The sequence below is a fragment of the Sphingomonas sp. FG14 genome (genome assembly GCF_057809675.1).
Map to the genome: position 1 here is coordinate 384,021 of NZ_JBMDKK010000001.1, position 23,783 is coordinate 407,803.

General features: G+C 65.7%; 23 protein-coding genes. 8 read left to right on the top strand and 15 right to left on the bottom strand.

What is annotated here, in order from left to right:
• The first annotated feature begins 7 nt into the window (after positions 1–7).
• Both ACODTA_RS01810 and ACODTA_RS01815 read left to right on the top strand, forming a co-directional pair.
• Positions 8–724 (top strand): hypothetical protein, encoded by a 717-nt coding sequence (locus ACODTA_RS01810; RefSeq protein ID WP_489064096.1) that lies wholly within the window; start codon positions 8–10, stop codon positions 722–724.
• The gene (locus ACODTA_RS01815) at positions 721–1,458 is read left to right on the top strand and encodes a PepSY domain-containing protein (protein WP_489064097.1); all 738 of its coding nucleotides are present in this window, start codon (positions 721–723) and stop codon (positions 1,456–1,458) included. Before ACODTA_RS01810 ends, ACODTA_RS01815 begins: the two co-directional genes overlap by 4 nt.
• A gap of 4 nt (positions 1,459–1,462) precedes the next feature.
• On the opposite strand, the gene hutC is transcribed toward ACODTA_RS01815, so the two are convergent.
• The 13 genes from hutC to ACODTA_RS01880 all read right to left on the bottom strand — a co-directional run bounded on the left by hutC (position 1,463) and on the right by ACODTA_RS01880 (position 13,177).
• Entirely contained in the window at positions 1,463–2,239 is a 777-nt protein-coding gene (hutC, locus tag ACODTA_RS01820; protein WP_489064098.1) for a histidine utilization transcriptional repressor HutC, read from the bottom strand.
• Between the two features lie 160 nt (positions 2,240–2,399).
• Entirely contained in the window at positions 2,400–2,858 is a 459-nt protein-coding gene (locus ACODTA_RS01825; protein ID WP_489064099.1) for a DUF411 domain-containing protein, read from the bottom strand.
• A gap of 16 nt (positions 2,859–2,874) precedes the next feature.
• Positions 2,875–3,906, bottom strand: a complete 1,032-nt coding sequence (locus tag ACODTA_RS01830) for a copper resistance protein B (RefSeq protein WP_489064100.1) — start codon at positions 3,904–3,906, stop codon at positions 2,875–2,877.
• A complete protein-coding gene (locus ACODTA_RS01835) occupies positions 3,903–5,693 on the bottom strand; it encodes a copper resistance system multicopper oxidase (RefSeq protein ID WP_489064101.1) in 1,791 nt (596 codons plus the stop codon). Before ACODTA_RS01835 ends, ACODTA_RS01830 begins: the two co-directional genes overlap by 4 nt.
• A 58-nt stretch (positions 5,694–5,751) precedes the next feature.
• Positions 5,752–6,315 (bottom strand): RNA polymerase sigma factor, encoded by a 564-nt coding sequence (locus ACODTA_RS01840; protein ID WP_489064102.1) that lies wholly within the window; start codon positions 6,313–6,315, stop codon positions 5,752–5,754.
• Complete coding sequence (locus ACODTA_RS01845) at positions 6,312–6,752, bottom strand: periplasmic heavy metal sensor (RefSeq protein WP_489064103.1); 441 nt, start codon at positions 6,750–6,752, stop codon at positions 6,312–6,314. Before ACODTA_RS01845 ends, ACODTA_RS01840 begins: the two co-directional genes overlap by 4 nt.
• Positions 6,749–7,027, bottom strand: a complete 279-nt coding sequence (locus ACODTA_RS01850) for a hypothetical protein (protein WP_489064104.1) — start codon at positions 7,025–7,027, stop codon at positions 6,749–6,751. The genes ACODTA_RS01845 and ACODTA_RS01850 overlap by 4 nt, the downstream gene beginning before the upstream one ends.
• Before the next feature lie 92 nt (positions 7,028–7,119).
• The gene (locus tag ACODTA_RS01855; RefSeq protein ID WP_489064105.1) at positions 7,120–8,007 is read right to left on the bottom strand and encodes a DUF6999 family protein; all 888 of its coding nucleotides are present in this window, start codon (positions 8,005–8,007) and stop codon (positions 7,120–7,122) included.
• Positions 8,000–8,695 carry an iron-containing redox enzyme family protein gene (locus tag ACODTA_RS01860; RefSeq protein WP_489064106.1) on the bottom strand — a complete coding sequence of 232 codons (696 nt, stop codon included), beginning with the start codon at positions 8,693–8,695 and terminating at the stop codon, positions 8,000–8,002. The genes ACODTA_RS01855 and ACODTA_RS01860 overlap by 8 nt, the downstream gene beginning before the upstream one ends.
• Positions 8,692–9,831 carry a thiolase family protein gene (locus ACODTA_RS01865; RefSeq protein WP_489064107.1) on the bottom strand — a complete coding sequence of 380 codons (1,140 nt, stop codon included), beginning with the start codon at positions 9,829–9,831 and terminating at the stop codon, positions 8,692–8,694. Before ACODTA_RS01865 ends, ACODTA_RS01860 begins: the two co-directional genes overlap by 4 nt.
• 95 nt (positions 9,832–9,926) lie before the next feature.
• Positions 9,927–10,550: a peptide chain release factor H gene (gene prfH, locus ACODTA_RS01870; RefSeq protein WP_489064108.1), complete on the bottom strand. Its 624-nt coding sequence runs from the start codon at positions 10,548–10,550 to the stop codon at positions 9,927–9,929.
• Complete coding sequence (locus tag ACODTA_RS01875) at positions 10,547–11,653, bottom strand: RNA ligase RtcB family protein (RefSeq protein ID WP_489064109.1); 1,107 nt, start codon at positions 11,651–11,653, stop codon at positions 10,547–10,549. The genes prfH and ACODTA_RS01875 overlap by 4 nt, the downstream gene beginning before the upstream one ends.
• Before the next feature lie 297 nt (positions 11,654–11,950).
• Entirely contained in the window at positions 11,951–13,177 is a 1,227-nt protein-coding gene (locus ACODTA_RS01880; protein ID WP_489064110.1) for a serine hydrolase domain-containing protein, read from the bottom strand.
• 479 nt (positions 13,178–13,656) lie between these two features.
• On the opposite strand from ACODTA_RS01880, the gene ACODTA_RS01885 reads away from it, so the two are divergent.
• The 4 genes from ACODTA_RS01885 to ACODTA_RS01900 are packed head-to-tail and all read left to right on the top strand — an operon-like array spanning position 13,657 to position 17,080.
• On the top strand, positions 13,657–15,183 hold the full coding sequence (locus tag ACODTA_RS01885; RefSeq protein ID WP_489064111.1) for an MFS transporter: 1,527 nt from the start codon (positions 13,657–13,659) through the stop codon (positions 15,181–15,183).
• Complete coding sequence (locus ACODTA_RS01890; protein ID WP_489064112.1) at positions 15,180–16,187, top strand: serine hydrolase domain-containing protein; 1,008 nt, start codon at positions 15,180–15,182, stop codon at positions 16,185–16,187. Before ACODTA_RS01885 ends, ACODTA_RS01890 begins: the two co-directional genes overlap by 4 nt.
• A complete protein-coding gene (locus tag ACODTA_RS01895; protein WP_489064113.1) occupies positions 16,184–16,696 on the top strand; it encodes a GNAT family N-acetyltransferase in 513 nt (170 codons plus the stop codon). The genes ACODTA_RS01890 and ACODTA_RS01895 overlap by 4 nt, the downstream gene beginning before the upstream one ends.
• Positions 16,697–16,726: 30 nt before the next feature.
• Positions 16,727–17,080 carry a hypothetical protein gene (locus ACODTA_RS01900; RefSeq protein ID WP_489064114.1) on the top strand — a complete coding sequence of 118 codons (354 nt, stop codon included), beginning with the start codon at positions 16,727–16,729 and terminating at the stop codon, positions 17,078–17,080.
• A gap of 84 nt (positions 17,081–17,164) precedes the next feature.
• On the opposite strand, the gene dacB is transcribed toward ACODTA_RS01900, so the two are convergent.
• A complete protein-coding gene (dacB, locus tag ACODTA_RS01905; RefSeq protein WP_489064115.1) occupies positions 17,165–18,640 on the bottom strand; it encodes a D-alanyl-D-alanine carboxypeptidase/D-alanyl-D-alanine endopeptidase in 1,476 nt (491 codons plus the stop codon).
• Positions 18,641–18,771: 131 nt separating this feature from the next.
• Between dacB and ACODTA_RS01910 the strand changes: the two genes are divergently transcribed.
• Both ACODTA_RS01910 and ACODTA_RS01915 read left to right on the top strand, forming a co-directional pair.
• Positions 18,772–20,652, top strand: a complete 1,881-nt coding sequence (locus ACODTA_RS01910; RefSeq protein WP_489064116.1) for an amidohydrolase family protein — start codon at positions 18,772–18,774, stop codon at positions 20,650–20,652.
• A 77-nt stretch (positions 20,653–20,729) separates the two neighbouring features.
• On the top strand, positions 20,730–22,649 hold the full coding sequence (locus ACODTA_RS01915; RefSeq protein ID WP_489064117.1) for a M28 family peptidase: 1,920 nt from the start codon (positions 20,730–20,732) through the stop codon (positions 22,647–22,649).
• A gap of 6 nt (positions 22,650–22,655) precedes the next feature.
• On the opposite strand, the gene ACODTA_RS01920 is transcribed toward ACODTA_RS01915, so the two are convergent.
• A complete protein-coding gene (locus tag ACODTA_RS01920) occupies positions 22,656–23,672 on the bottom strand; it encodes an AraC family transcriptional regulator (RefSeq protein WP_489064118.1) in 1,017 nt (338 codons plus the stop codon).
• Between the last annotated feature and the right edge of the window lie 111 nt (positions 23,673–23,783).

A 23,783-nucleotide genomic window follows, 5' to 3' on the forward strand; every position in this document is an offset into this window, starting at 1 on the left:
GGGCATCGTGGCAAAAATTCGCTGGCCGCTGGTTGTACGGCGCACGCACAAATGGATCGCCCTGTTCGTCGGCATCCAGGTCGTTTTGTGGACCTTGACCGGCTTCTACATGGTCGTCGTCCATATCGATACGATCCATGGCGATCACCTGGTGCGGGCGCCCGCTGCCCGCACCTATGATCTGGCCGCGCTGGTGCCGCCCTCGCAGGTTGCGGCGGCAGTGCCCGGGACATCGGAAGTCCGTTTGCAGCAATGGCTCGATCGAACCGTCTGGCGTGCGCAGACGCCGGAAGGGCCGGTGCTCTACGATGCGGGCAATGGCGCACGGCTGGCGCCGCCCGACGAACAGGCGATCCGCGAACAGGCGCGGCGGATCTATACCGGCAACGGCGAGATCGTCTCGGTCAAGCTCCTGACCGAGGCGCCACGCGAAATGCAGGCCCGCAAGCCGCCTTATTGGCAGGTCGAGTTCGCCGGCTGGAACCGGCCGACCCTGTATCTGCGACCGGAGACGGGTGAACTCATCTCGCGCCGGCACATGCTGTGGCGTGTCTTCGATTTCGCCTGGATGCTCCACATCATGGACTATCGGGATCGCACCGACGTCAACAATCCGCTCCTTCGGGTCGCAACCTGGAGCGCGTTCGCAATGGCGCTGAGCGGCGCCTGGCTGCTGCTCTGGTCGTTCTCGGGTCGCCGGAAAAAGAAGAAGGTCGCGGCATGAAACGCATTCGCTTCTCTCCCCTGTTCTTTCGCCGCGTCCACAAATGGGTGGGGCTGATCCTGGGGCTGCAATTCTGCCTGTGGGCGTTGAGCGGCGCGGTGATGGCGCTGCTCGACAAGGACGCGGTCGGCGGTCACGACATGGCGATGGCGCATGTCCACCCGCTGCCCGCCGATACCGCCTTCATCGCACCGGCCAGAATCGCGGGTGTCGGCGCGGTGTCCGGCATCTCGCTGCGCGATCTTGCGGGCCGGCCGGTCTATGAACTGCACACGGCCGGCGGCATCCGGCTGGCCGATGCTATCGACGGCAAGCCGGTCAGGATCGACGCCCGCCTTGCCCGAACGATCGCCACGATGATGAACGATGCCCCCGTCCGCAATGTCGAGGCGCTGGCGAAACCCAATCTGGAGGCGCGCGATCATGCCGGGCCGATGTGGCGGGTCAATTTCGCCGACGCAGCCAACAGCAGCGCCTATGTGTCCATGGATACTGGCCGTTTCCTGGTGATGCGGGGCGATACGTGGCGGACCTGGGATTTCTTCTGGATGCTCCATAATATGGACTATGTCGGGCGGAAAAGCTTCAATCACCCGCTGATCATCTTCGTCGCCTTCGGCACGCTCTGGCTGTCGGGCACGGGTTTCTATCTGCTGTTCAAAAGCTTCACCCGCACCGATTTCCGCTGGCTGCGTCGGCGCAAGCCGCGCGCGAAACCGGCAGCGGCGGGATAGCAGGTTATCCGTTCGGAACCTCGTTCGGAACCTCGAAGGATGCGGACAGTTCGAAGCGGCCGCCGGGATGGGTGAGCCAGGCATGGGAGGCGAGGCGCCCGCGGCTCCAGGTCTGGCGCGTCAGCACAAGCACGGGCTCGCCTTCGTTCATCCCCAGCAGGCCGCGGGTCCTCAGATCGGGCATCGTCGCCTGCACGCGATGCGCGACGCGTTCGAGCGGGGCGACCCGGGTCAGATATTCGTTCGGAGTCGTCCGCGTGAAGTCCATTTCGGCATAGCCGGGCGCGACCGACGCCAGGACCAGGCGTTCCTCGAGCTGGATCGGGAATTCGGCTTCATGATGAACGATGGTCGAATGGAAGATGCGCGTCCCGACCGGCACGCCGAGCAAAGCCGCGGTTTCCGGTGTCGCCCGTTCCGCCTCGTTCCGGATTACCCGGGCGCGATAGTCGTGGCCGCGTGCGCGGATCTCGTCGGCGATGTTGCGGATCTCGATCATATGCCCGATCGGCCGGGGTTCGGCGACGAAGGATCCGATGCCGGCGCGCCGCACCAGCAGGCCGGCTGCCTGCAATTCGCGCAGTGCACGATTTGCGGTCATCCGTGATACGCCGAATTGCGCGACCAGCTCGGCTTCCGAAGCGACGCGATCACCGGGCTTCAGCGACCCGCTGCTGATCGCGGCGGTGATCGCGTGCTTGATCGCGGCGTAACGGGGGGATGACGCTGCGCCGTCAGACCCGGTGATGGACGAAACGGACGTTGGCTCGACGCTCTTCATCGCCTGTCTATACAAGTCGAGCTCGATTCGACAAATTGCGGGGTGCAAAAGGTAAGTCCTGCCCCTGTCATTCCCGCGCACGCGGGAATCCAGCTATTCCGTGAAGCATCAGAAAGAAGAAGCTGGTTTCCAGCGCACGCGGCAATGACTGGAAAATGCCTCAGCGGCGCGCACCGTCATTGTGCCGGGCATAGACCTGCCGCCCACCGGGGCCGAAGGCGATGACGTCATAGGCTTCCGGGCGAACGCCGGGCACTTCCATGCCGGGTGAGCCCATCGGCATGCCGGCCACCGCCAGGCCGATGACGCCTTTTGGCCGTTGCTTGAGCACGCGCTTCATGTCGGCGATCGGCACATGACCTTCGAACACCATGCCGTCGATGATGGCGGTATGGCAGGACGACAGCGATTGCGGCACGCCGCGCTTGGCCTGGAACGCCGCGCGTTGCCGATCGTCGATAACGGCGACCCGACGGCCGAATTGCTGGCGGACCTGGGCCGCCCATTTCTCGCAGCAGCCGCAGCCGGGATCGCGGTGCATCGCGATATCTCCGGCCGCGATCGCGGCGGCGGGCGCGCCGAGCATCAGCAAGGCTGCGAGAAGACCCGATTTGCTCATCTTTCGCTCCGTCTCCTCAGAACCAGGCTCGTACGCCGACAACAAAACTTGTGTTCTCGACATCCTCGCCGGCAAGCCGCGCATAACGCGCGGTGCCGCCGACGCGGCGATCCCATGACACGCCGATATAGGGGGCGAATTCGCGGACGATCTCGTAACGCAGCCTCAGGCCCAGCTCGACATCGCTCAGGCCCGAACCGATGCCGCTTTTCGGCACGTCCTGCAGTGCGAAATCGAATTCGGCGCGTGGCTGGAGGATCAGGCGCTGGGTGATGCGCTGGTCGTAATTGCCCTCGAGCCGGGCGAACAGGTCGCCCTTGTCGGACAGGAACAGCGCGCCTTCGACTTCGAACCAGTAAGGGGCCAGTCCTTCGAACCCGATCGCCGCATGGGTGCGTGACGGGCCGGGGCCGATATCCTGGCGGACGCCGGCCTGGAGGTTGAAATAAGGGCCGATCGCGCGGCTGTAGAGCGCCTGCACCTCGGCATCCTCCACGCCCTCTCCGAATGCGCCTTCGCCCTCGGTCTTGACGATGAGCCGGTTGATGTCGCCGCCGAACCAGGCTTCACCGCTCCAGCGGAAGCCATCCTTGCCGCCGCGCACCTGATATTCGGCGAGATCGATCATCACCTGCGAGAAGCTGCCGCCGCCATGCTCTTTCCTCAGCGCCGTGCGCGATTCCGTCATCGCCTCGGCGCCCCACACGCTGTCGGCATAATTGGCGTCCGGAGCCGCCGGAGCGGGCGCGTTGCCGGCGGGAAGCGCGGTGCCGCCGGTTCCATGGGCGGGCATGGCGTCGTCCGCGGCCGGCTGCATCGCCGACATGTCATGTCCGGCGTGCGGATCGGGCGCCGGCGCCGCCGGTTGGGGCGTCATCTTGTGACCGGCATGTGGGTCGGTTGCCGGCGGAGGCGCGGCAGGCGCCGGCTGGGCTTCATGATCCCCATGGGCCGACATGTCGTGCGCGCTGTGATCCATGGTCTGCGCGGTGGCGGGCGTCGCGGCGATCGCCAGTGCGGCGGCCGAAAGCAGAAGGAGCGGCTTCATGCGCTTTCTCCCGTGCGGGGCCGAACCGTCACGACCTGCATCATGCCCGCATGCATGTGATAGAGCATATGGCAGTGGAACGCCCAGTCGCCGACCGCGTCGGTGGTGACGTCGAAGGTCACCTTGCCGCCGGGCTGGACCTGGACGGTGTGTTTCCTGGGGGCATATTCGCCATGCCCGGTCACCAGTTCGAAGAAATGGCCGTGAAGATGGATGGGGTGGCCCATCATCGTGTCGTTGACCAGGGTCACGCGGACGCGTTCATCCTTGGTGAAGGGGATCGGCGCCTTGACCTCGCTCAATTTCTCGCCGTCGAACGCCCACATATAGCGTTCCATATTGCCGGTCAGATGGATCTCCATCGCCCGGTCGGGCGCGCGCACGTCCGGGTTGCGATCCACCGCCATCAGATCGCGATAGACGAGCACGCGGTGGCCGACATCGGCCAGCCCCTGGCCGGGTTCGCCCGTGCGGTCGATCGGCATCGGCGAGATCGACTGGACGGTCGGCGTATCCTTGACGGTGGGCGCCAGCGACATGTCTCGCATCGAATGCTTCATCGCGGTGCCGCCGGTTCCGGTTGCAGCATCCGCAGGCGTGCAATGGCCCATCGCTGCATGTTCGGGCGGGCAGGCGTCGTCGCCGGCGGACGCCGTGCCATGATTCATGCCGCCCATGCCCATATCGGTCATGGTGGCGAGCGGGCGTTTCCTGAGCGCGGGCATTTCGGTTGCCATGCCCGCGCGCGGCGCCAGCGTGGCGCGCGCCAGGCCTGAACGGTCGATCGCCTCACCGATCAGCGTATAGGCGCGATCTTCGTCAGGTTCGACGATGACGTCATAGGTTTCGGCGATCGCGATCTGGAACTCGTTGACGGCCACGGGGCGAACGGGAAGACCATCGGCCTGGACGATGGTAAGCTTCAGCCCCGGTATCCGGACGTTGAAGGTCGTCATCGCGGAGGCGTTGACGAAGCGGAGCCGCACGCGCTCGCCTGGGCTAAACAGCGCGGTCCAGTTGTCGCGCGGGCCATGGCCGTTGACCAGATAGGTATAGGTCGATCCGGTGACGTCGCTGATATCGGTCGGGTCCATCCGCATCCGGCCCCAGGCGGTGCGTTCGGAGGCGGGCTGATCGTCGCCCTTGATCAGACCGGCGAGCGTCTGTTTCTGATAGTTGAAATAGCCGCCCTGCTGCTTGAGCTTGCGGAAGATCAGATGGGGGTGGAGCGGGCTGTGGTCGGACAGCACGATGACATGCTCGCGATCGGACCGGATCGGATCGACGCCAGCGGGATCGATGACGATCGGGCCGTAATGGCCCATCTGCTCCTGCAACCCGGAATGGCTGTGATACCAATAGGTGCCGGACTGGACGATGGGGAATTCATAAGTGAAGGTCGATCGCGGCTTGATACCGGGAAAGCTGACGCCGGGCACGCCGTCCATGTGAAAGGGCACGAGCAGGCCGTGCCAGTGGATCGAACTGTCCTCGTCGAGATCGTTGGTGACCGACAGGCGGACATTGGTGCCCTCGCGCAGGCGGACGAGCGGGGCGGGGATTGTGCCGTTGATGCCGATGCCATGGGTCTGGCGGCCGTCGACGGTGATCATCTGGTGCGCGATGCGCAGCGAGATCTCGGTTCCCGATACGGTGGGAAGCGGGCGGACTATGCCGGCCGAGACGGGCTGTGCCCATGCCGGAAACCACGCGGAGAGTGCGGCCGTGCCGCCGGAAAAGGCTGCGCCCCGCAAAAGCGTGCGGCGGTCGATACTCGTTACTGTCATTGGTCCTGCTTGTGATCTGTGGATGTTGGCCCCTATGCGATGATACGCGCGGCCAGCCCTAATCCCTCAATATTTCCGACAATTTCATCCGCGCGCGATAGACGCGCATTTCCACGGCCTTTTCGCTGATTCCCAGGATCTGCGCGGTTTCCGCCTGGCTCATATCCTCGATCGTCCGCAGGATCAGGGGCTCCTTGAGCGATGCCGGCAGCGTGCCGATCGCACGCATCGCACGATCGAGTTCCTGCGCGGCGCCGAGCGAATCGTCGATCGCGACAGTGCCGTCGGCGATCTCCTCGGTCTCGCTGATCGGCACGGCGAAGGCGAATAGCCGGCGCACGGCACGACGCCTGGCCCAGTCGCGGGATTTGTTGATGGCGATGCGCGCGATCCACGCCCGGAACGATCGCGTGCCGTCGTAACGGGCAAGCGCCGAAAAGGCGGCGACGAAGCTGTTCTGCGTCACGTCCAGCGCTTCGTCGGCATCGCCGATATGGCCGCGGACGAGCCGGTAGACCCAGTCGCGATGGCGGCGCATCAATTCGCCATAGGCGGATTGACGGCCATCCATGGCGATCACGGCCAGTTCCCCGTCCGTGCAGCCGGCAAGATCGGCGGTCACCTCTCCTTGGCCGTGAGGGCTTTCACCACCGCCGCATCGAATTTCGCGGCCTGTTCGGGGCGCAGTACGCCGCGCATCGCGAAGATATGCTCGAGCGTCTCCTTCTGGAGCTGGCCCATCGCCTCGTGTGACTGATCGACGGCTCCGGCGACTTTCGGGCCGTAGCCGCGCTCCGCCTCGATCGCGGCGGCCAGCCGGGCATTGTCGTCGCGAAGCTCCTGTTCCAGCGCCTGTTTGCGCACTGCGAAATGCTTCTCGATCACCTCGATCCGTGCATGCTGCTGCGCGTCCAGATCGAGCTGGCTGTGCAGCAGATCATGCAATTCATTCTCGACCGGCCGTTGCGGAACGACATATTCGCGGCCGATCACCACGCCGGCGACCGCGGCGGCGAACGCGATCAGCGCGATCAGTGCGATACGGCGATAATCCTTCACCGGGCGTTGCCGAGCAATGTCGAGGGTGCAAGCATTGGCGGCGCGCCGAGCGGCGAGATCGGCGCGGCCCTCACCTCGCCACCAGGCAGTGCCGATCCCGCGATGCCGACGACCAGCGCCATGGCCGCGGCCATCCCGAACGCCTTGCCGCTGAGCGCGGGCGTCGCCTGCGCGCGTTCGGCAAGCTCATCCATCACCGCCGCGTCGATGGCAGTCAGTCCGGGATGGACGGGGCCGTCGCGAAGCTGCGCGAGCATGACGTCGATATCGGTCAAGCGGAAGTCTCCAATGTCATATCGTTCATACGCGGCGTGCGCCGTTTCCCCTCGCGATCATGACGCAAATCGCGCCGTTCGGCCAGATCGCGTCAGGCGGGGCCTGTCGCTGCGGTCTGACGCATCTTCAATTCCATCAGGAAGCCGTGCAGCACTTCGGTCGAAAGCCCGTGGAGCATCAGCCGGAAACCGGCGCGCAGCGTCGAATGCGGCACCAGCGGGTGGCGGTTGTTGATCATCGCGAGATGCTTTTCCTCGCCGGTCAGCCGGGCGGCGTATAGGCCGACGGTCTCGTCGAGTTGCAGCGAATTGGAGGCGCGCCAGAAATCGCGATCGGTCAGCAGCATCGCATAGGCCGGCGTATAAAGCTCGATCGCGGTTTGCAGGTCGATCAGGTTGAGCCGCCCATGGGGCAGGGGATCAATCGCGATATCGTCGCTGATCGCAGAGAAATCGACCTGCGCGACCCGGCCGAGCACGGCGCCGCGGCGATCCATTTCCCGGTTCAATTGAATCAAGAAGTTGAAGATGTTCAGATCGTGTTTGAGGAACAGATTGTCCTTCACATCGTCGATCGTGCGCGGCGTCATCGGTTCGAGCGCCGGGTGGAAACCGGGCGTCGCATTGTCCGAGATGAAGCGCAGGATCTGCGCGCCCAGATGGAAATGGCGCAGGATCAGGCGGTCGGCGTCGGGCGTCAGGAAATGGCGCATGCCGAACGCGATCGAACGATGGAGCAGGCGCGGCGCGTGCGGCCAGCGGGGGGTGGTGGTGTGGACCAGTTGCGCCAGCACGATCGCGATCCGGGCGAGGGGACGGACGATCGGCAGCAGGAACTGCCGGCTGCGCGATGCCTGGTCGCGGATCAACGCGGCCTTTGCGGCGGGCGCAAAGGGCAGGGAGCGATCGAGCATCAGCGCCAGCCAGGGATCGGGATCGCGCGGATCATGGGATGCCGGATCCAGCCGACCGTCAGACATTGTCCAGTTCCTCGAGCTGGAGGCGATAGAGCCGGGCGACGATCCTGGCATGCCGCACAATGTCTCCGGAAACCGCCGGGCTGGTGACAGCCAATGTCAGTGCGTGATCGAACATGTCGAGATGCCCGCCGTCATTCTCGCCATGATAGGCAAGGAAGCTCGTCGCCTCCTCGCCAAGCCCGAGCTGTGCGCGGATGGCCAGCGCCCAGGGCGTCGCGAGTTTCTCGCCAAGTCCCTCGATCACGAACATCGCGCCGAGCATGCCGAGCGGATCGGGCCGCGACGCCGCCTGATACATGAACGCCGAAAGCGCTTCCGATCCGATATTCTTGGGCGCCGTGCGGATATCCTCCGCCTTGCCGCCGGCCGCGACGTAATTCTGCTCCAGCAGGCGATAGTCGCGATGCTCGGCAACCGCATGGCGCACGAACAGCGATCGCAATTCCTCGTGATCGGGGCCGAGATTGGATGCGGCGCGGCTGATCCAGCGGCTGCCCTCGACCACCTGCTGGCGCAGGTTGCGCAGCAGGCTGCGATACTCCTCGATCCGCAGTCGCCCGCTTGTCAGTCGCGCGATCACCGGCACCTGCACCAGCGCGCCTTCGAAATCGATCCAGACCTGCGCCAGGCCGCGATGCGTCGCCTGCACGAGCGCGAGGTTCGCGGGTTCATGGGGCGTATCGGTCATTCTCCGTCCTCCATCACCGTCATGCCGGCATAGGCCATGATGCACTGGCCGCTTTCGGGCACGGCGCAAACGATCCGCTGCCCGCCGCGCAGCCGGCCCGATCGCATCAGATCGTCGATCATCAGGAAGATCGCGGCGGCGCCGACATTGCCCTTGTCGTAGATATTGGCGAACCAGCGATCCTCCGGGATCATGCAGCCCGCGCGGGTGGCAAGCTTCACCATCTCCTCGCGCAGGCTGTGCGCGGAGAAGTGGCAAAGGAACCAGTCGGTCGTCGGCGGATCGATCCGCCCCTCATCGACCAGCCGCATGAACTCGCCCATCCACACCGGCAGCATGCGATGCAGCGCCTCGACATCCTGGCGGAGCTGGAACGCGCCTGCGCGCGCCGCTTCGCCCGCACTGTCATGCAGGCTCCAGGGCAGCAGCGCCCCGTCCGCGCCGCGCGCCGCACCACCCGTCATGCAAGGCTGGAAACGATCGGCGAACGAGCGCAGCGAAATCCAGTCGATCCGTAGCGACAGGCCGCGCGGGGCGGGGCGGTCCTCGATGAGCAACCCGGCTGCGCCATCGCTGAGCGTCCAGCGCAGGAATTCGGCATCGCCGGGCAATGTGCCGTCCGCCTGCATCGTATCGGTGCCCAGATAATGGCCGGGGCGGAAATAGCGGCTCGAGAATTCGGCGCCGACCACGATCGCGGCGCGATGCTCGCCCGCCGCGACCTGCAATGCTGCGGTCTTCAGCGCCATCATCGAACTGGCGCACACGCTTTGAAGGCTGGCCAGCTCGATCGGCGGCAGGCCGGATTCGGCATGGACGCCTGATGCCAGGCCGGGAACGAGCATGTCGTTCTGGGTGGTCGCAGTGGCGAGGAAACCGATCCGGCCCTTGTCCAGCCCGGCATCGTCGATCAGCGCACGCACCGCGCTGCCCGCCAGCTTCGCGACGGTCCAGTCGGACGTACCGTCGGGACGGATCGCATAATGGCGGTGGCGGATGCCGTTCTGGCGCAGGGTCAGGCGGCCGAACCGTTCCGCCTCGGGGGAGAGGCGGCCGATATAGTCGGCCATCTCATCATTCGCGATCGGCCTGCCCGGAAGGCATTGCGCGGTCGCGGTCACATAAACGGGTTGCATGTCGACAACTCCATGATCGTCCGACGAATCGCCGAACGATCTGAAGGTGTCATTTTATTGATCGATGTTCAATTAAAATATTATACGGTGTTCAATTATGAGCCATGCAACCGGAAATCCGCGCTGCGATAGGTGCGCACCGCGTTGCCGCGTTCCAGATCGCGGTGGCGGTTCCAGGCCGCCTTCCTGCCTTTCGTTTCCTCCCGCTCGCGCTGCTCGGAGAGGAGAAGTGCGAGCTTGAGCCGCGCCAGCTTCCGGTTGGCGAATTGTGACCGTTGATCCTGTGAGAATGCGCTCAGGCCGGTCGGCAGATGCGTCGCGCGCACGGCGCTGTCGGTCTTGTTGACATGCTGGCCGCCGGGGCCGGATGCGCGCATCGCCTGATAACGGATATCGGCGTCGCGAAGGCCGGCGCTGTCTTCGGCACCTGCCAGCCGGCTCACCCCGACGAACCAGTTGCGGCGCTTGTGCGTCGGCCTGAACGGGCTGGAGCCGACCCAGCGGATCGTGCCGGTGCGGGCAAGCGCGAAGGCTTCCGCGCCCGGCCCGCTCACGCTCAGCAATAGGGAGGAGGCCGGCCCCGATACCGGTTCCAGCACCCTGCATTCGGTGCCGGTAGCCGCCGCTTCTCGGCAGAAGGTGGCCGCCAGCGCGGAAACCACCCATTCGCATTCCTTCGGTCCCTGGCCGGATGACAGATGAAGCACGATATCGTTCATGCCCGCCTCGTCTTGTAGGTGATCAGCGGCCGCAGCGTGGCGACGATGTGGATCAGCCCGGCCTCTTCGAGATCGCGGACGACCTGATGGATGTCCTTATAGGCCTGGGGCGCCTCCTCGTAGATCAGGTCGCGATCCTCGCAGATCACCCGGCTGCCAATCCGCGTACGCTCCAGATCCGCGACCTTGAACCGCGCTGACAGCTTGGCCTTCGCTTCGCTGCGGCTCCATTTGCGGCCCGCGCCATGGGCCAGCGAATGGAGCGCTTCATCCGCGCGTTCGTCGCGCGGCAGCACCAGATAGGTCAGGTCGCCGCGCGATCCGGGAATGACGATGGCGCCCTTGTCGGCGGGCGCCGCACCCTTACGGTGAAGCCAGCCGCCCTGATGCGGGGTCACGCTGTTGTGGCAGATGTCGAGCCGGCGTTGGGCCCGCATGCCAAGCCGTTCGCAGATGCGTAACGCGATGATTTCGCGATTGAGTATCGCCCAGCGCATCGCGTCGTCATGCTCGGCAAGATAGGCTCGGCCCGATGGGCTGTCGGCTTCCAGCACTGCGGTTGTCGAGCGGGCGAGCTGGTTTTCGAGGATCGCATGACCCAGCCCGCGCGAGCCGCTGTGCACCATCAACAGGATGCGGTTTTGGTCTATCGCCAGCGCATCGAGTGCCGCGGAATCGTGGACGGTGTCGATCCGCAGCAATTCGGCAAAATGATTGCCGCCGCCGATGGTGCCCAGCGCTTCGCCGGCCAGCCCGGCGGGCAGGCCCGATCGATCGAGCATTGTACAAACATCGCCGGACCATGGCATCTCCAGGCCGTGCAGCCGGCGTTCGACGGCGTCGGGCCTGAACTTGCGCACCGCCAGCCCGGTGCTCCACAGGCCCATGCCGCAGCCGATATCGCTGCCGACCAGATGCGGATGGACATGGCCGGGCGACCAGAAAGCGGCGCCGACCGCGATGCTGCGGCCGGCGTGGAGATCGGGCAGGCCGACGACGCGCGCGATCCCCTCCAGCTTTGCCGAACGATGCAGTTGTTCGATCGCGACCGGATCGATCCAGCTTTGATCGGACGCGATGACGCTTATCCGCGCATTAGCCATGGTCCACCTCCGCGACCGGATGGTTCGCGAAAGGCGCGGCTCCGCGGCAAAGCGGGCGGGATGTGTCGGTAATCGAGAAATATGTCGCCGCGGCTGTGCCGCGGCAAAGAATCAGGCGAGCGTGTTTGCCCGCAAGGGACTTGCCCATGTGGTTCGTTCCTGAACATGACGGAATTCGAAAGTGGTGGTGCGATTTGCGTTTGCAGTCTGCATTTTACTCTCCTTTCCGTGCTCAAGGACGATGTCGATATTGACGGCCGGCCCAATAGATCAGGCAAAAGCTTCGATCAAGTCGGACTATTTTGCCAGCACGACAGGGCTTCCCCGTGCCAGATCTTCCTCGACGGGCGTGAAGGCCGATCGCGTGCCCGCCAGCATCGGCACATCGGTCGCGAAATAGGCGACGCCGGTGCCGCGTGCGCGGTCGATCCACAGGCCCGAGCGGAGGGCATAGGCGTCTCCGGCATGGCCGAGGCGGCGGGTGCCGTCGCCGAACGGGTCGTCGTGACATCCTCTCGCCCTGGTGGCGAGAAAGGTCACGGCAAGGCCATAGCTGCAATAGAAGCCGCCAAAGGGCGTGCCGGTCGAAGGATCGCTGCCGGTTTCGCCGTTCGGTTTTTCCGGATTTCCGTTGAAGGTCCAGAGCGGGCGTTCGAGCTGTGCGACCGAGCGTGGTGTCAGCAAGGTCACGCCATCCACCGTGCCGCGGCCGATCAGCAGCCGGCCGATCTTCGCCAGCCCGCGCGCCGAGATGCGCAAGCCGCCCTGCGGGGAGAAGATCGCGCCGTTGACGCCGGCGCGCCAGCGCGTCAGGTCGCAGCTTCCGTCGCTCGCCGGCGTGACGGGGCAGGCGGGCCGCGCGCCGCGATGATCGTCGCGAACCGGCTTGCCTGCACGGTAGAGCACCACGGCCCGCGCCGCCGCTGCGTCCGAGCAGCCCGCGAAATTATAGCATGCATCGATCCTGAGCGGCGTCAGCACCAGCCGGTCCATCAGCCGATCGAACCGTTCGCCGGTCGCCCGCTCCATCACGGCGGCGACCACCGGAAAATTGAGATTGGTGTAGCGGAAGAATGTGCCCGGTGAATGCGCCGCGTCCCAGGCCTTGGGGTCGGCAAGCACGGCGCGCAGATCGGCATCGAGCGGCAGGACATAGTCGACGCCATCGGTCAGCCCCGATCGGTGCGACAGCAGCAGTTTCAGCGTGATCGGCCGATCGGGAAAGGCGGGATTGCGCAGTTTCCAGCCGAGCAGCGCGGAGACATCGGCATCCAGGTCGATCTTGCGCTCTTCTACCAGGCGCATAACCGCGATCGCGACGACCAGCTTGGAAATCGACGCGACACGCACCGGATCGTCGGCGGTGACAGGGCGGGCAGCAGCAATGTCTGCAAGGCCCGTCGCGGAAACGCCTGTCTCACCGTCGCGATCGAAGGTCACGCGGACGGTGGCGACGGGCTGCGACGGCGCCGGCGTGGGAGCAGCCGCCGATTGGGCCGATGCGAGGAGAAGCGCCAGGAGCATCGAGAAATTCATCGCCCGGCCGACCCGGCATGTGCCGGGCCGGTCGGGCGATGCCCCCTTATCAGAACTCGTTATCCAGCCGGACGCTCAACGAGCGATCGCGCGAATTCGTCGCATCCGTATTGCGAACGGTCCGGTCTGTGCCTGGTTGTGTGGAGCCGATCATGCCTTCGCGCGCGACTTGCCCGGTCCGGGTTTGTCCAAGCGACGACGAAGCAAGCATATGAAATTCCCCCAGAACCTCGCTTTCTTCCGAAGCGAGCCCGGCTATTAAGGAACAGGAATGTCAATAACGCGCCATAGTTTCTGTTTGTGGGCATATAACCAATCACCATAGGGTGATGGGCAAACCGGGCGATGTGCGGGGCGCCTGGCGATGTCGTGCCATTGACCTTTGCCCCGCTCCGGTCAAGCGTGGGTCCGGGATTCCTGAGGGGCGGTGACAATGCCAATCTTTTTCGGGCGCGGGGTTCGTAATCTTGGCTGAACCGGCCGACGTGCAAAACGGTGATGTGTCCAGGTCGGTGGCGGTGCCGCCGGGGTTCGGCCGCATGGCGCTCTACATCCTGCTCGGCTTTTCGGCCGGCCTGCCATTCTTCATGTTCTCGACGATCCTCGGGCTCCGCCTGCAGGCGCATGAAGTGGGGCTGGTCGTCATCGGCTTCTTTGCCTGGGTGCAGTTGCTGCCGACCTTCAAATTCGCCTGGGCGCCGCTGCTCGACCGATACGACATACCTGGATTTTCGCGCTTCTGGGGCAAAAGGCGCGGCTGGATCATGCTGTCGCAGCTCGGCATCCTCACCTCGATGATCGCCATGGCGCTCACCGCGTCGGACGAAAGCCTGCCCGTCACCGCGCTGTTCGCGGTGCTGCTCGCCTTCTGGACGACCACGCTGGAGGTCGCCGCCGATGCCTGGCGCATCGAACTGGCACCGACGCGCGAGGAACAGGGGCCGATCACCGCCGCCAATCTCTGGGGTTATCGCAGCGCGATGGTTGCGGCGGGCAGCGGCGCGCTGCTGATCGCCGATCGTTCGGGCTGGACGGCATCCTATCTCGCCATCGCCGCCGCAGCCTTCGTCCCGCTCCCCATCCTGATCGCGATGCGGCCCGATCCCGGCCATGGGGGCGGGCGCTGGACGGCGCTGGCGACGGGGCTGGTCGCCAGCGCGGCGATCCTGCTCGGTGTGCTGGTGCTGACCGCCTCGGTCGGCTGGGTCGTGCTCGGCATCGCCGAACAGATCGGCATCAGCGCGAAGACCAACGTCACGCCCTATGTGCTGATGATCTGCATGGTGCCGTTCCTGATCATGGCGGCGGCGGTGCCCAGGATCCGCAAGCTGCCGCCGGACTCCGCGATTCGCCAGTCGGCGGCGCTCGGCCCCTATGTCGATTTCTTCTGGCGCTACGGCTTCGGTGCGCTCGTGCTGATGGGGTTCGTCTCGATCTATCGCATGGGCGACGTGCTCGCGCTCAACCTCTCCAAGCCGATGATCAAGGAACTCGGCTATTCGCTCACCCAGATCGGCCGGGCGGACAGTCTCGTCGCGCTGATCGCGAGCATGGTCGGCGTCGGCCTTGGCGGCTGGATGGTGATCCGCTGGCGACAGGGCTTCACGCTCGCGATCGGCGCCTTCTTCGCGGCACTCGGCAATTTCGGGTTCGTCTGGCTGGCGCATCAGCCGCCCAGCGAGGCGCTGCTCTACATCGCCACCGCCGCCGACCAGTTCGGCAACGGCCTGGCCGGCGCGGTATTCGTCGTCTATCTCTCGCTCCTGGTGAACCCGCGCTATCCCGGCGCGCAATATGCCTTTCTCTCGGGCTTCGCCTTCCTGCTGCCGCGATTGCTGTCGGGGGCGGGCGGCGCGATCGTCGAGGCGCTGGACAAGGCCGGCCATAACGGCTTCGACATATTCTTCCTGATCTCCGGCGTGGCGAGCCTTGCCGCCATTCCCTTCCTTCCCCTGCTTGCGCGGATCAAGCCGCGTCCGGACGATATGACATGATCGACACCGCCTTCGCTCCCGCCGCCGCCGCCATCGCCGACGGCCGGATTCCCTGCGCAGCGCTTGGCATCGTTGCGGCGGACGGCCGGCGCTGGACGAAATTCGCGGGCATGGCCGCCCTGGAACCCGAGCCCGAGGGATTGACCGAAGACCACTGGTTCGATCTCGCTTCGGTTTCGAAGGTGGTCGCGACCACCACCATGATCCTGGCGCTGGCCGATCAGGGACGGATCGATCTCGATCGGCCGCTGACCGACGCCATTCCCGATCTACGCCAATATGACGTCGCCAATGCGGCGGAACGGAACCTCACCTTCCGGGACTGTCTGGCCCATCGCAGCTTTCTGCCCGCGGTCGAACCGATCTACACCTATGGCGACGACCCCGCCCGGTTGCGCGCCTTCGTGCTCCAGCGCGAATGGCGGCACGGCCCATCGGTCTATTCGGACATCAATTTCATCCTGCTCGGCATCGCGATCGAGCGGATCACCGGCAAGCCGCTCAGCGAATGGCCTTTGCCGCCGGGCCTGTCCTACGGTCCGCCGCCGGGACCGGCGGTCGCGACCGAGCATTGCCGGTGGCGTGGCCGGGTGTTGAAGGGCGAGGTGCATGACGAGAACGCGTTCGCATTGGGCGGCGCACCCGGCCATGCCGGGCTGTTCGGCACGCTCGGTGGCGTGCTCGATTTCGCGCGGGGGCTGCTCGACGGCAGCAGCGCCAGCCCGGCGATGCGCGCGGCGATCCGCACGCGCGTGCAAGGTGACCGCACCTGCGGCTGGGAACGCCGCTTCGCCGGCTGGTCGGGGGGAGATGCCTGTTCGGACGAGACGATCGGCCATACCGGCTTCACGGGCACCGGTCTGTGGATCGATTTCGATCGCGGCCTCACCTGGACCTTGCTCACCAACCGCGTCCACCCCACGCGCCATCGCGACAGCGGCATCTTCGTGCTGCGTCCGGAAACCGGCGATGCGGTGATCGCGGCTTGGGATGGGGCGGGGTGACGGCATCTCCCATGCTGATCCGCGCTGAAGGCCCGACCGATGTGGCGGCGATATCGGCTGTCGTCGAACTTGCCTTTGGCCAGCCGGATGAGGCGCGCCTCGTCGAACGGCTGCGCGCGGACGGCGATGCCGCGATCTCACTGGTCGCGCTGATCGACGGTGCGGTGGCCGGGCATGTCCTGCTCTCGCCGATGTCCGCACCATTTCTTGCATTGGGATTGGCGCCGGTCTCCGTTTCGCCTGCCCATCAACGCATCGGTATCGGCCGGGCATTGGTCGAAACGGCGATCGATCGGGCGCGGTCGGACGGATGGGATGCGATCTTCGTGCTCGGAGATCCGGCCTATTATGGGCGCTTCGGCTTCCGCGCAGACCTCGCGACGGGTTTCGTTTCGCCTTATGCCGGACCATATCTGATGGTGTTGCCGCTGGGTGTGCCGCTGCCGGCTACCATCGGTACGATCGATTATGCACCGGCTTTCTCGGCGCTGGAGCCGGACGGCCATTGATCGTCGACCATCTGCGATTACAAGCCGTTCATGGCCAAAGCTGACCGTCTCGCTCGCCTCGACGACCGCCGCATCGAACTTGAGGAAGAGTATCGCGTCGCGCTGATCGAAGCGCTGCGCGCGACCGCTGCGGGCCGTTGGGGATTGTTCGACCACAACAAGGACAAGGCCGCGCGCGCCGCGACCGCGCCGGTTATCGAGGGGCTGGCTGAGATCGGAGAAGCGATCGACGATATCCGCGATCAGTTCGGCATGCCGCCCTTCGAACTTCAGCAGGAATTCCTGGCGTCGCGCGGGCCGGTCAGCCCGAGCGCGGTGGGCGAGCCGAAGCAGGCGCAGGCATGGCTGGATCGGTTGGGCGCTTCGGATTCCGCGAAGGGCTGACTGACGATTCCGACGAAAGCCGGAAGCGCCTTCGCAATTGGTCACGAGATTCCGGCTTCCGCCGGAACGACGGTGGCGGGCCGTTCAATTCTCCGCCGCGATCATCTCCAGCGCGGCATCCATCGTGCCCGTCGCCGATACCCCCTGCGGCATATCGTTGGCGAAGATCGAGAAGCTCAGCGTCTTGCCGCTTTTCGCGAGCATATAGCCCGACAGCGCCGAACTGGCGTTGAGCGTGCCGGTCTTTGCGAACAGCTTGCCTTCCAGTGCCGTACCCTTGAACCGCTTGGAGAGCGTGCCGTCGACGCCGGCGATCGGCAGCGTCGTCCGCCAGGTGGCCCCCCAGGGCTGGGCGGCGATCCAGCGCAGGAAGATCGTCATGCCGCGCGGTGCGACGCGGTTATAGGTCGACATGCCCGAGCCATCGGAAAAGTCGTAGGCGGTGCGCGGCACGCCAGCCTCGGTCAGCATCGCCTGCACCGCCGCGATGCCGTCGGCATTCGATCCGCTACCGACGGCATAGGCGACGCGGCGCAGGGTGAGCTCGGCATGCAGATTCTGGCTGACCTTGTTGGTGTGCGTCAGATCCTCGATGAAGGGCGCGGGCGCCAGCGAGGCGAGCGCCTGGCGTAGCGGCGGCTTGGCGGCGGGGGCGCCGTCGCGAACCGCCGGATCGTCGGCGGGCATCAGCGGGCGATGGCGGACGTCAACCGTACCGCTCACGCGCACGCCGCGCGCCTCCAGCATGCGTTTCAACCGCCATGCCGCGAAATGTGCAGGATCATCGACCGCCAGCCGCATCTGCTCGGGCTCGGCGCCCGTCGCGATCGTGCCGGTAAGACGCACCGTGCGACCATTGGGTTCGCGCGTGAACGACAGCTTGGTCTCGCCAGCCGCGATCGTCGTCGCGCGGTTCTCGATATCGTAATAGGGCTCGATCTCTACCTTGGGTGCCTCGCCGATGGCGGCAGGCTTCACCAGCATCGGCAACTCGTTGTCGTCGATGGTCAGCGCCGATGCGGCGGTGCCCGATCGCGTCTGGATATTGTTCCAGGCCATGCCCGCGCCCCAGCGCTGGTCTGGATAGATGCTGTCATCGCCCACCACGTTGCGGACCTTGCGCGTGCGTGCCGCGACCGCGTCGGCCAGGGTGGACAGGCAATCCACCGTACAATCCGCCGCGCTCGACATGCGGGCATCGCCGCGCCCCTCGAGGATGACGTCGCTTTGGCCGCGCGCGCCCGGCTCGATATGCACGGCGGTACCGCTCGCCGTATCGGGCTGGTCGAAACCGGAGAGGCGGTGGAAGGCGAGTGCGGTGCTGTACATCTTGGTGTTCGACGCCGGTATGAAGCGGTCGTCCGGCGCGATCGCGATCAGTTCGCGGCCATTCTCGTCGGTGACGACCACTCCGAAGCGGGTGCCCGGCCCGATCTGCGCCAGCCGCGCCTCGACGCGCTGTTGAAGCGATTGCGGCGTGGTCTGCGCCCAGGCGGGGGCGGCTGTGCCGAGGATGAGGAACAGCGAAGCGGCGCGGCGCGCATTGAGGATCGTCGTCATGGGGGGCGAGCCTAGGGCGAAGGCCGCGTCTATGCCACTGGTTGCATGCCATTCAGAGCGTTGCCCGCATCATAACTGGCATGCATGGCGACGTTGCCGCGCGTCCGATCGGCCTTCAGACTGGGCCCATGATGAAACGAACGGTTTTTTGGTCGCGCCTGTGTGCGGCCGGGCTGGCATTGGCGTTGCCGGTCTTGCCGGTCACCGCCGACGGGAAAGCACCACCCGTGCAGGGCGATATGCTGATCCGGGGCGGGCGGGTGTTCGACGGTACGGGTTCGGCCGCGACGGTCGCCGACATATTGGTGCGGGGCGATCGTATCGTTGCGGTCGGGCCGAGACTGTCCGCGCCGAAGGGGGTGCGCGTGATCGATGCGCGCGGGCTGACGGTGCTTCCCGGCTTTCACGATCTGCACACCCATTTGCGCTCGCCCGCTTTTTCGGCGCCGGACGATCTGGGCAAGGCCTATGCCGAATATCTGCTGAGCGGCGTCACCACCGCCAACGACTTCTCGGTTTCGGGTGAGATGCTGGTGCTGATCCGCGAGATGACGGGATCGGGTGCGGTGGCTGCCCCCAATCTGGAGCTTGCGATACGGATGGGCGTGCCCGGCGGCCATGGCACCGAATATGGCTGGGGCAATTTCTTCACGATGAAGGCGGCGACGCCGCGCGCCGCGCATCTCGCCATGGCGAAGGCGCTGCCCTATCGGCCCGATGTCATCAAGGTGTTCGCCGACGGTTGGCGCTATGGCCGCTCGCCCTCGCTCAACAGCATGGACGAGCCGACCCTGGCCGCGATCGTCAGGGATGCGCACGCCGCCAATATTCCGGTGATCACGCATACGGTGACGATGGAGGGCGCGCGCGTCGCGGCGGCGGCCGGCGTCGACGCGCTGGGGCACGGCATCGGCGATGCGCTGGTCGACGACGAGCTGATCGCACTGATGAAGCGCAACGGCACTGCCTATGTGCCGACATTGGTGGTGTACGAACCGCAGCAGGATCGCAGCTTCGTGCCCGGCGAATGGCAAAGCCTGCGTCAGCCCGAACGCGCGCGTGAGGAAACGCGCATGGCCGCCCCGATCGAGGCGATCGCGCCGCTGGAGGCGAAGCGCTGGCAGATCATGCAGGAGAATGTCCGACGGCTGAAGGCCGCCGGCATCCGCATCGGCATCGGTACCGATGCCGGCATCGGTGGCGTCTATCACGGCACGTCAACGCTGCGCGAGATCCGCTGGCTGGCAAGGCTGGGCTTTACCCCGGCGGAGGCGTTGGCGGCCGGAACCAGCGTCAGCGCCGGCATATTGCGCGCGGGCGAGACGCATGGGCGGATCGCGCCCGGTCAGCGCGCCGACCTGGTGCTGACCGGTGGCCGGCCGGACGAACGGATCGACGATATCCATGACGTGCGCCGCGTCTTCGTGGCCGGGCGCGACATGGCGCTGGCGCCGTTGCGGGTGCTGGTGACTGGCGACACGCCAACGCCTTTGCCCGTCACAAGGATGGCAGGACCGATCGAAACCGGCCGTGGCCCGGCCGGGCGTACCGATCTCGACACCTTGCCGGTTGAAAGCACCGAACCGGGCGTTGATCACAGCCATCTCGATTATGTTCGACCGGGTGCGGAGGAAGCGGGCAGGCCATTGTTCCTCGTCGCGCAGATGGGCGCGGCACCCCGGCCCTTCGCGCAGCTCATCCTGCCGCTTACCAAAGGTGCGGTACAGCTCGCCGATGCGCGCGGCTTCACAGGCATCGTCTTCGAAGCGCGCGGTGCGGGCAAGTACGAGATGCTGTTCGACAGCTATGCGATCCAGCAGCGAGAGTGGTTCCGTTCGGGGTTCGAGGCGGGCTCGAAAAGCCGGGAGATCCGTATCCCCTTCACCGCCTTTGCCGGCGGCAATAAGGATGCCGCGCTCGATCTGGCGAAGCTCAGGGCGCTGATCGTGCGCCTGGATGGCGAGCCGGGTGGCAAGGCCTGGCTCGAAATCGGGAATGTCCGTTTCTATTGAGCGTGGCACTCGTTCCGTATCGCGGGCCGTGCTAGCCGATTGATGGACCATTTCGGACGAGGCTCGCCATGTTGCTGATGACGATGACGCTACCGCTGATTGCCGCCCAGGTTGCATCGCGTACCGTCGAAATCGCCGATGAGGATACGCGCGCCTGGTGGCGCGCGACCGAAGCGCTGTCGGGTGACGATCTGGAAGGACGCGATACCGGCTCGCCCGGCCATGCCCGCGCTGCGGACATCGTCGCACGCTCTTTCGAGCGCAACGGATTGAAGCCGGCGGGCGAGAATGGCGGCAGGCTGCAGACGCTGCGGCTGGAAGAGGTCGCGGTGGCGAAGCCGGGAACGCGGATCTCGGCGGGGGCTGCCAAGCTTCGCTTCCTCCACGATATCACGCTGCGGCCGAGCCCCGGCATGCCGCGCAGTTTGAATGCGCCGATGGTCTTTCGCGGCTATTGTGGCGCGGATGCCCTGGGTGAGGTGCGCGGCAAGGTCGTGCTCTGCTATGGCTGGCGCCGCGCCGGGCTGACGAATGCCGCCGAACGCCAGGATGCTGTCGAGAAAGCCGGCGCCGTCGGGCTGATCACCATCGCCGATCCCGGCTTCACGATCGAGCCGACGCGTTGGCCCGCCGCCTATGCACGGACGATGACGATGGTGGGGGAGGCGGCACCTGCCGGCGATCGCATGCTGGTGGCGACGCTTGCTGCCGATGCGCTGCCGCGTGTGCTGGGCAAGGGCGCCGATGCGGCCAGGATCATCGCCGAAGGCAGCGCGGGGCGGCCGCTCGCGAATATCGACCTTTCCGGTCGCCTGGTTGCCCGGTTCGACGTGCGGATGCGCGCACTGGCTTCATCCAATGTGCTCGGCCTGCTGCCCGGCACGGATCCGGTATTGAAGAACGAAGTCGTCGTGCTTTCCGCGCATCTCGACGGCTATGGTCGTGGCGAACCCGTCGACGGTGACGGGCTCTATAACGGGACGCTCGACGACGCGGCCTATGTCGCTTTGCTTCAGCGCCTGGCCGAGCGGCGGGGCGGCAAGGGGTATCGCCGCACGATCCTGCTTGCCGCGTTCACCGGTGAGGAAAAGGGGCTGTTCGGCGCGCGCCATTTCGTCGCGCACCCGACGGTGCCGTCGGGATCGATCGTCGCCAATATCAACCTCGACCAGATCCGCCCGATCTTCCCGCTCGATCTGCTGACCGTCCATGGGCTCGACGATACCGGCCTGGGCGATGCCGCGCGCCGTGCCGCGAGCGCGCTCGGCATTTCCGTGCAGCGCGATCCCGAACCCGAGCGCAACCTGATGCGCCGCGCCGATCACTGGCCCTTCGTCCAGGCGGGCATTCCCGCGACCGGCTTTGTCTTCGGCTATCGGCCGGGAACGGAGTCCGAGGTGCGGTATCGCGAATGGTATCATCGGCGCTATCACAAGCCGCAGGATGATGTGACGCAGCCGATGGACTGGACGGCGGCGGCCAAGTTCAACCGCTTCTTCTACGACATGGTCGATATCGTCGCCGATGCCGATCAGAAGCCGGCATGGCGCGCGGACAGCCCGTTCCGTCCGGCAAACGCCGTGTCCGCCGCCACGGCGCAAGCCTGCCCGCCCGATGCGGCGGCGGTCGCCGCGGTGACGCAGACGATCCGGGGCCTCTACGTCGCGCTCGCGCGCGAGGACTCGGCGCGCTTCACCCAGGTCACATCGCCGACATTCTACGCCTATGACGGGGGCGAGCGTTTCAAGGGCGCTGAGCTGCTTGGCCTGGTCCGAAAGGGGCGCAATGCCGGTATGGATTTCGAATGGAATCCCGGCACGATCAACGCGCATGTCGCATGCGACATGGCTTGGGCGTCGTGGGAGAATGTCGGCCGGGCCGGCCCGGTCGCCGCGATGGAACCCGTCACCTGGCTCGAATCCGCTACGCTCAGCCGTCGTGACGGACGCTGGACGATCGATTTCCTCCATGCCGGCCGCGCGAAGAAACCGAACTGATCCCGTTCAACGCATTCGTACATCGCGCGGGTTGGTGCCGGTCCACCGCTTGAACGCGCGGGAGAAGGCGCTGGGATCCGAGAAACCGACCAGATAGGCGGTTTCATTGACCGATGCCTTGCGTCCGCTCAAATAATGCAACGCCATCTTGTGCCTCAAGGCATCCACCAGATCGTCATAGCTGATATTTTCGCGCTTCAGCCGGCGATAGAGCGACTGGCGACTGAGCCCGAGCTGCGCCGCGATCATGTCCATGCCGACGTCACCCTTGTGCAATATCGGGATGAGCAGCGCTTCGACGCGCCCGCGAACCGTCTGCGCATCCTCCAGGCTCTTGAGCAGCCTGTCCGCATGCTCGCTCAGCACGCCGAAGACGTAGCGATTGGGATTGTGGAGCTCGATCGAGAGCCAGGACGGATCGATCCGGATCGCGTTGCGGTCGCTTCCAAAGGTGATGGGGGCTTTGAGTATCGCCGCATAATCGGCCGCGTGATCGGGTTCGGCATGGGTGAAATGGACCGCCATGGCGAAGGGCGCATCGGGAAAATGGCGCCCCGTTTCCGAAATGAAGCGCGACCAGGTGGATTCGGTCATTTCGGGAAAGCTGTTGGGGTCGGTGCGCATGTCGACCAGCCAGAGGCCGCCGTCGATCCGCATCAGTTCGAAGCGGCCGACGCCCCGCCGGGGCAGGTCGACCTCGATCGCGAGCTGCCCGTAGCGATTGAGCTGCGCAAGCGCTTCGCCCATCGTGGCGGAGGCGTAGCAGATCAGCCCGACGACCGAGAATTCCCGGAAATCGCGCGCGGCCCCCAGGTGAAGCGCCAGCGCCGGATCGGCGCAGAGTTGCTTGGCCGCCCGCATCAGCGCCACATAGCGGGTGAATTCGATGCGATTGTCGGGGTCCTGAAGATCGTTCGGGTGGATGCCGGACGCTTCGATCAGTCGCTCAGGGCTTGCACCGCGGGCTTCGGCGAAGCGCATCAGATTGTCGGCATAACCCGCCGAAACCGTCGCCTCAGCCATCCAAGCTCTTCTCCGGTCCAAAAGTCAGACGATTGATCGCCGCGATCATGTGGGCACGACCATAGAGCGGTTATCGCCTCGTGAGAACGGCACTGAACAAGGGCGAACGGG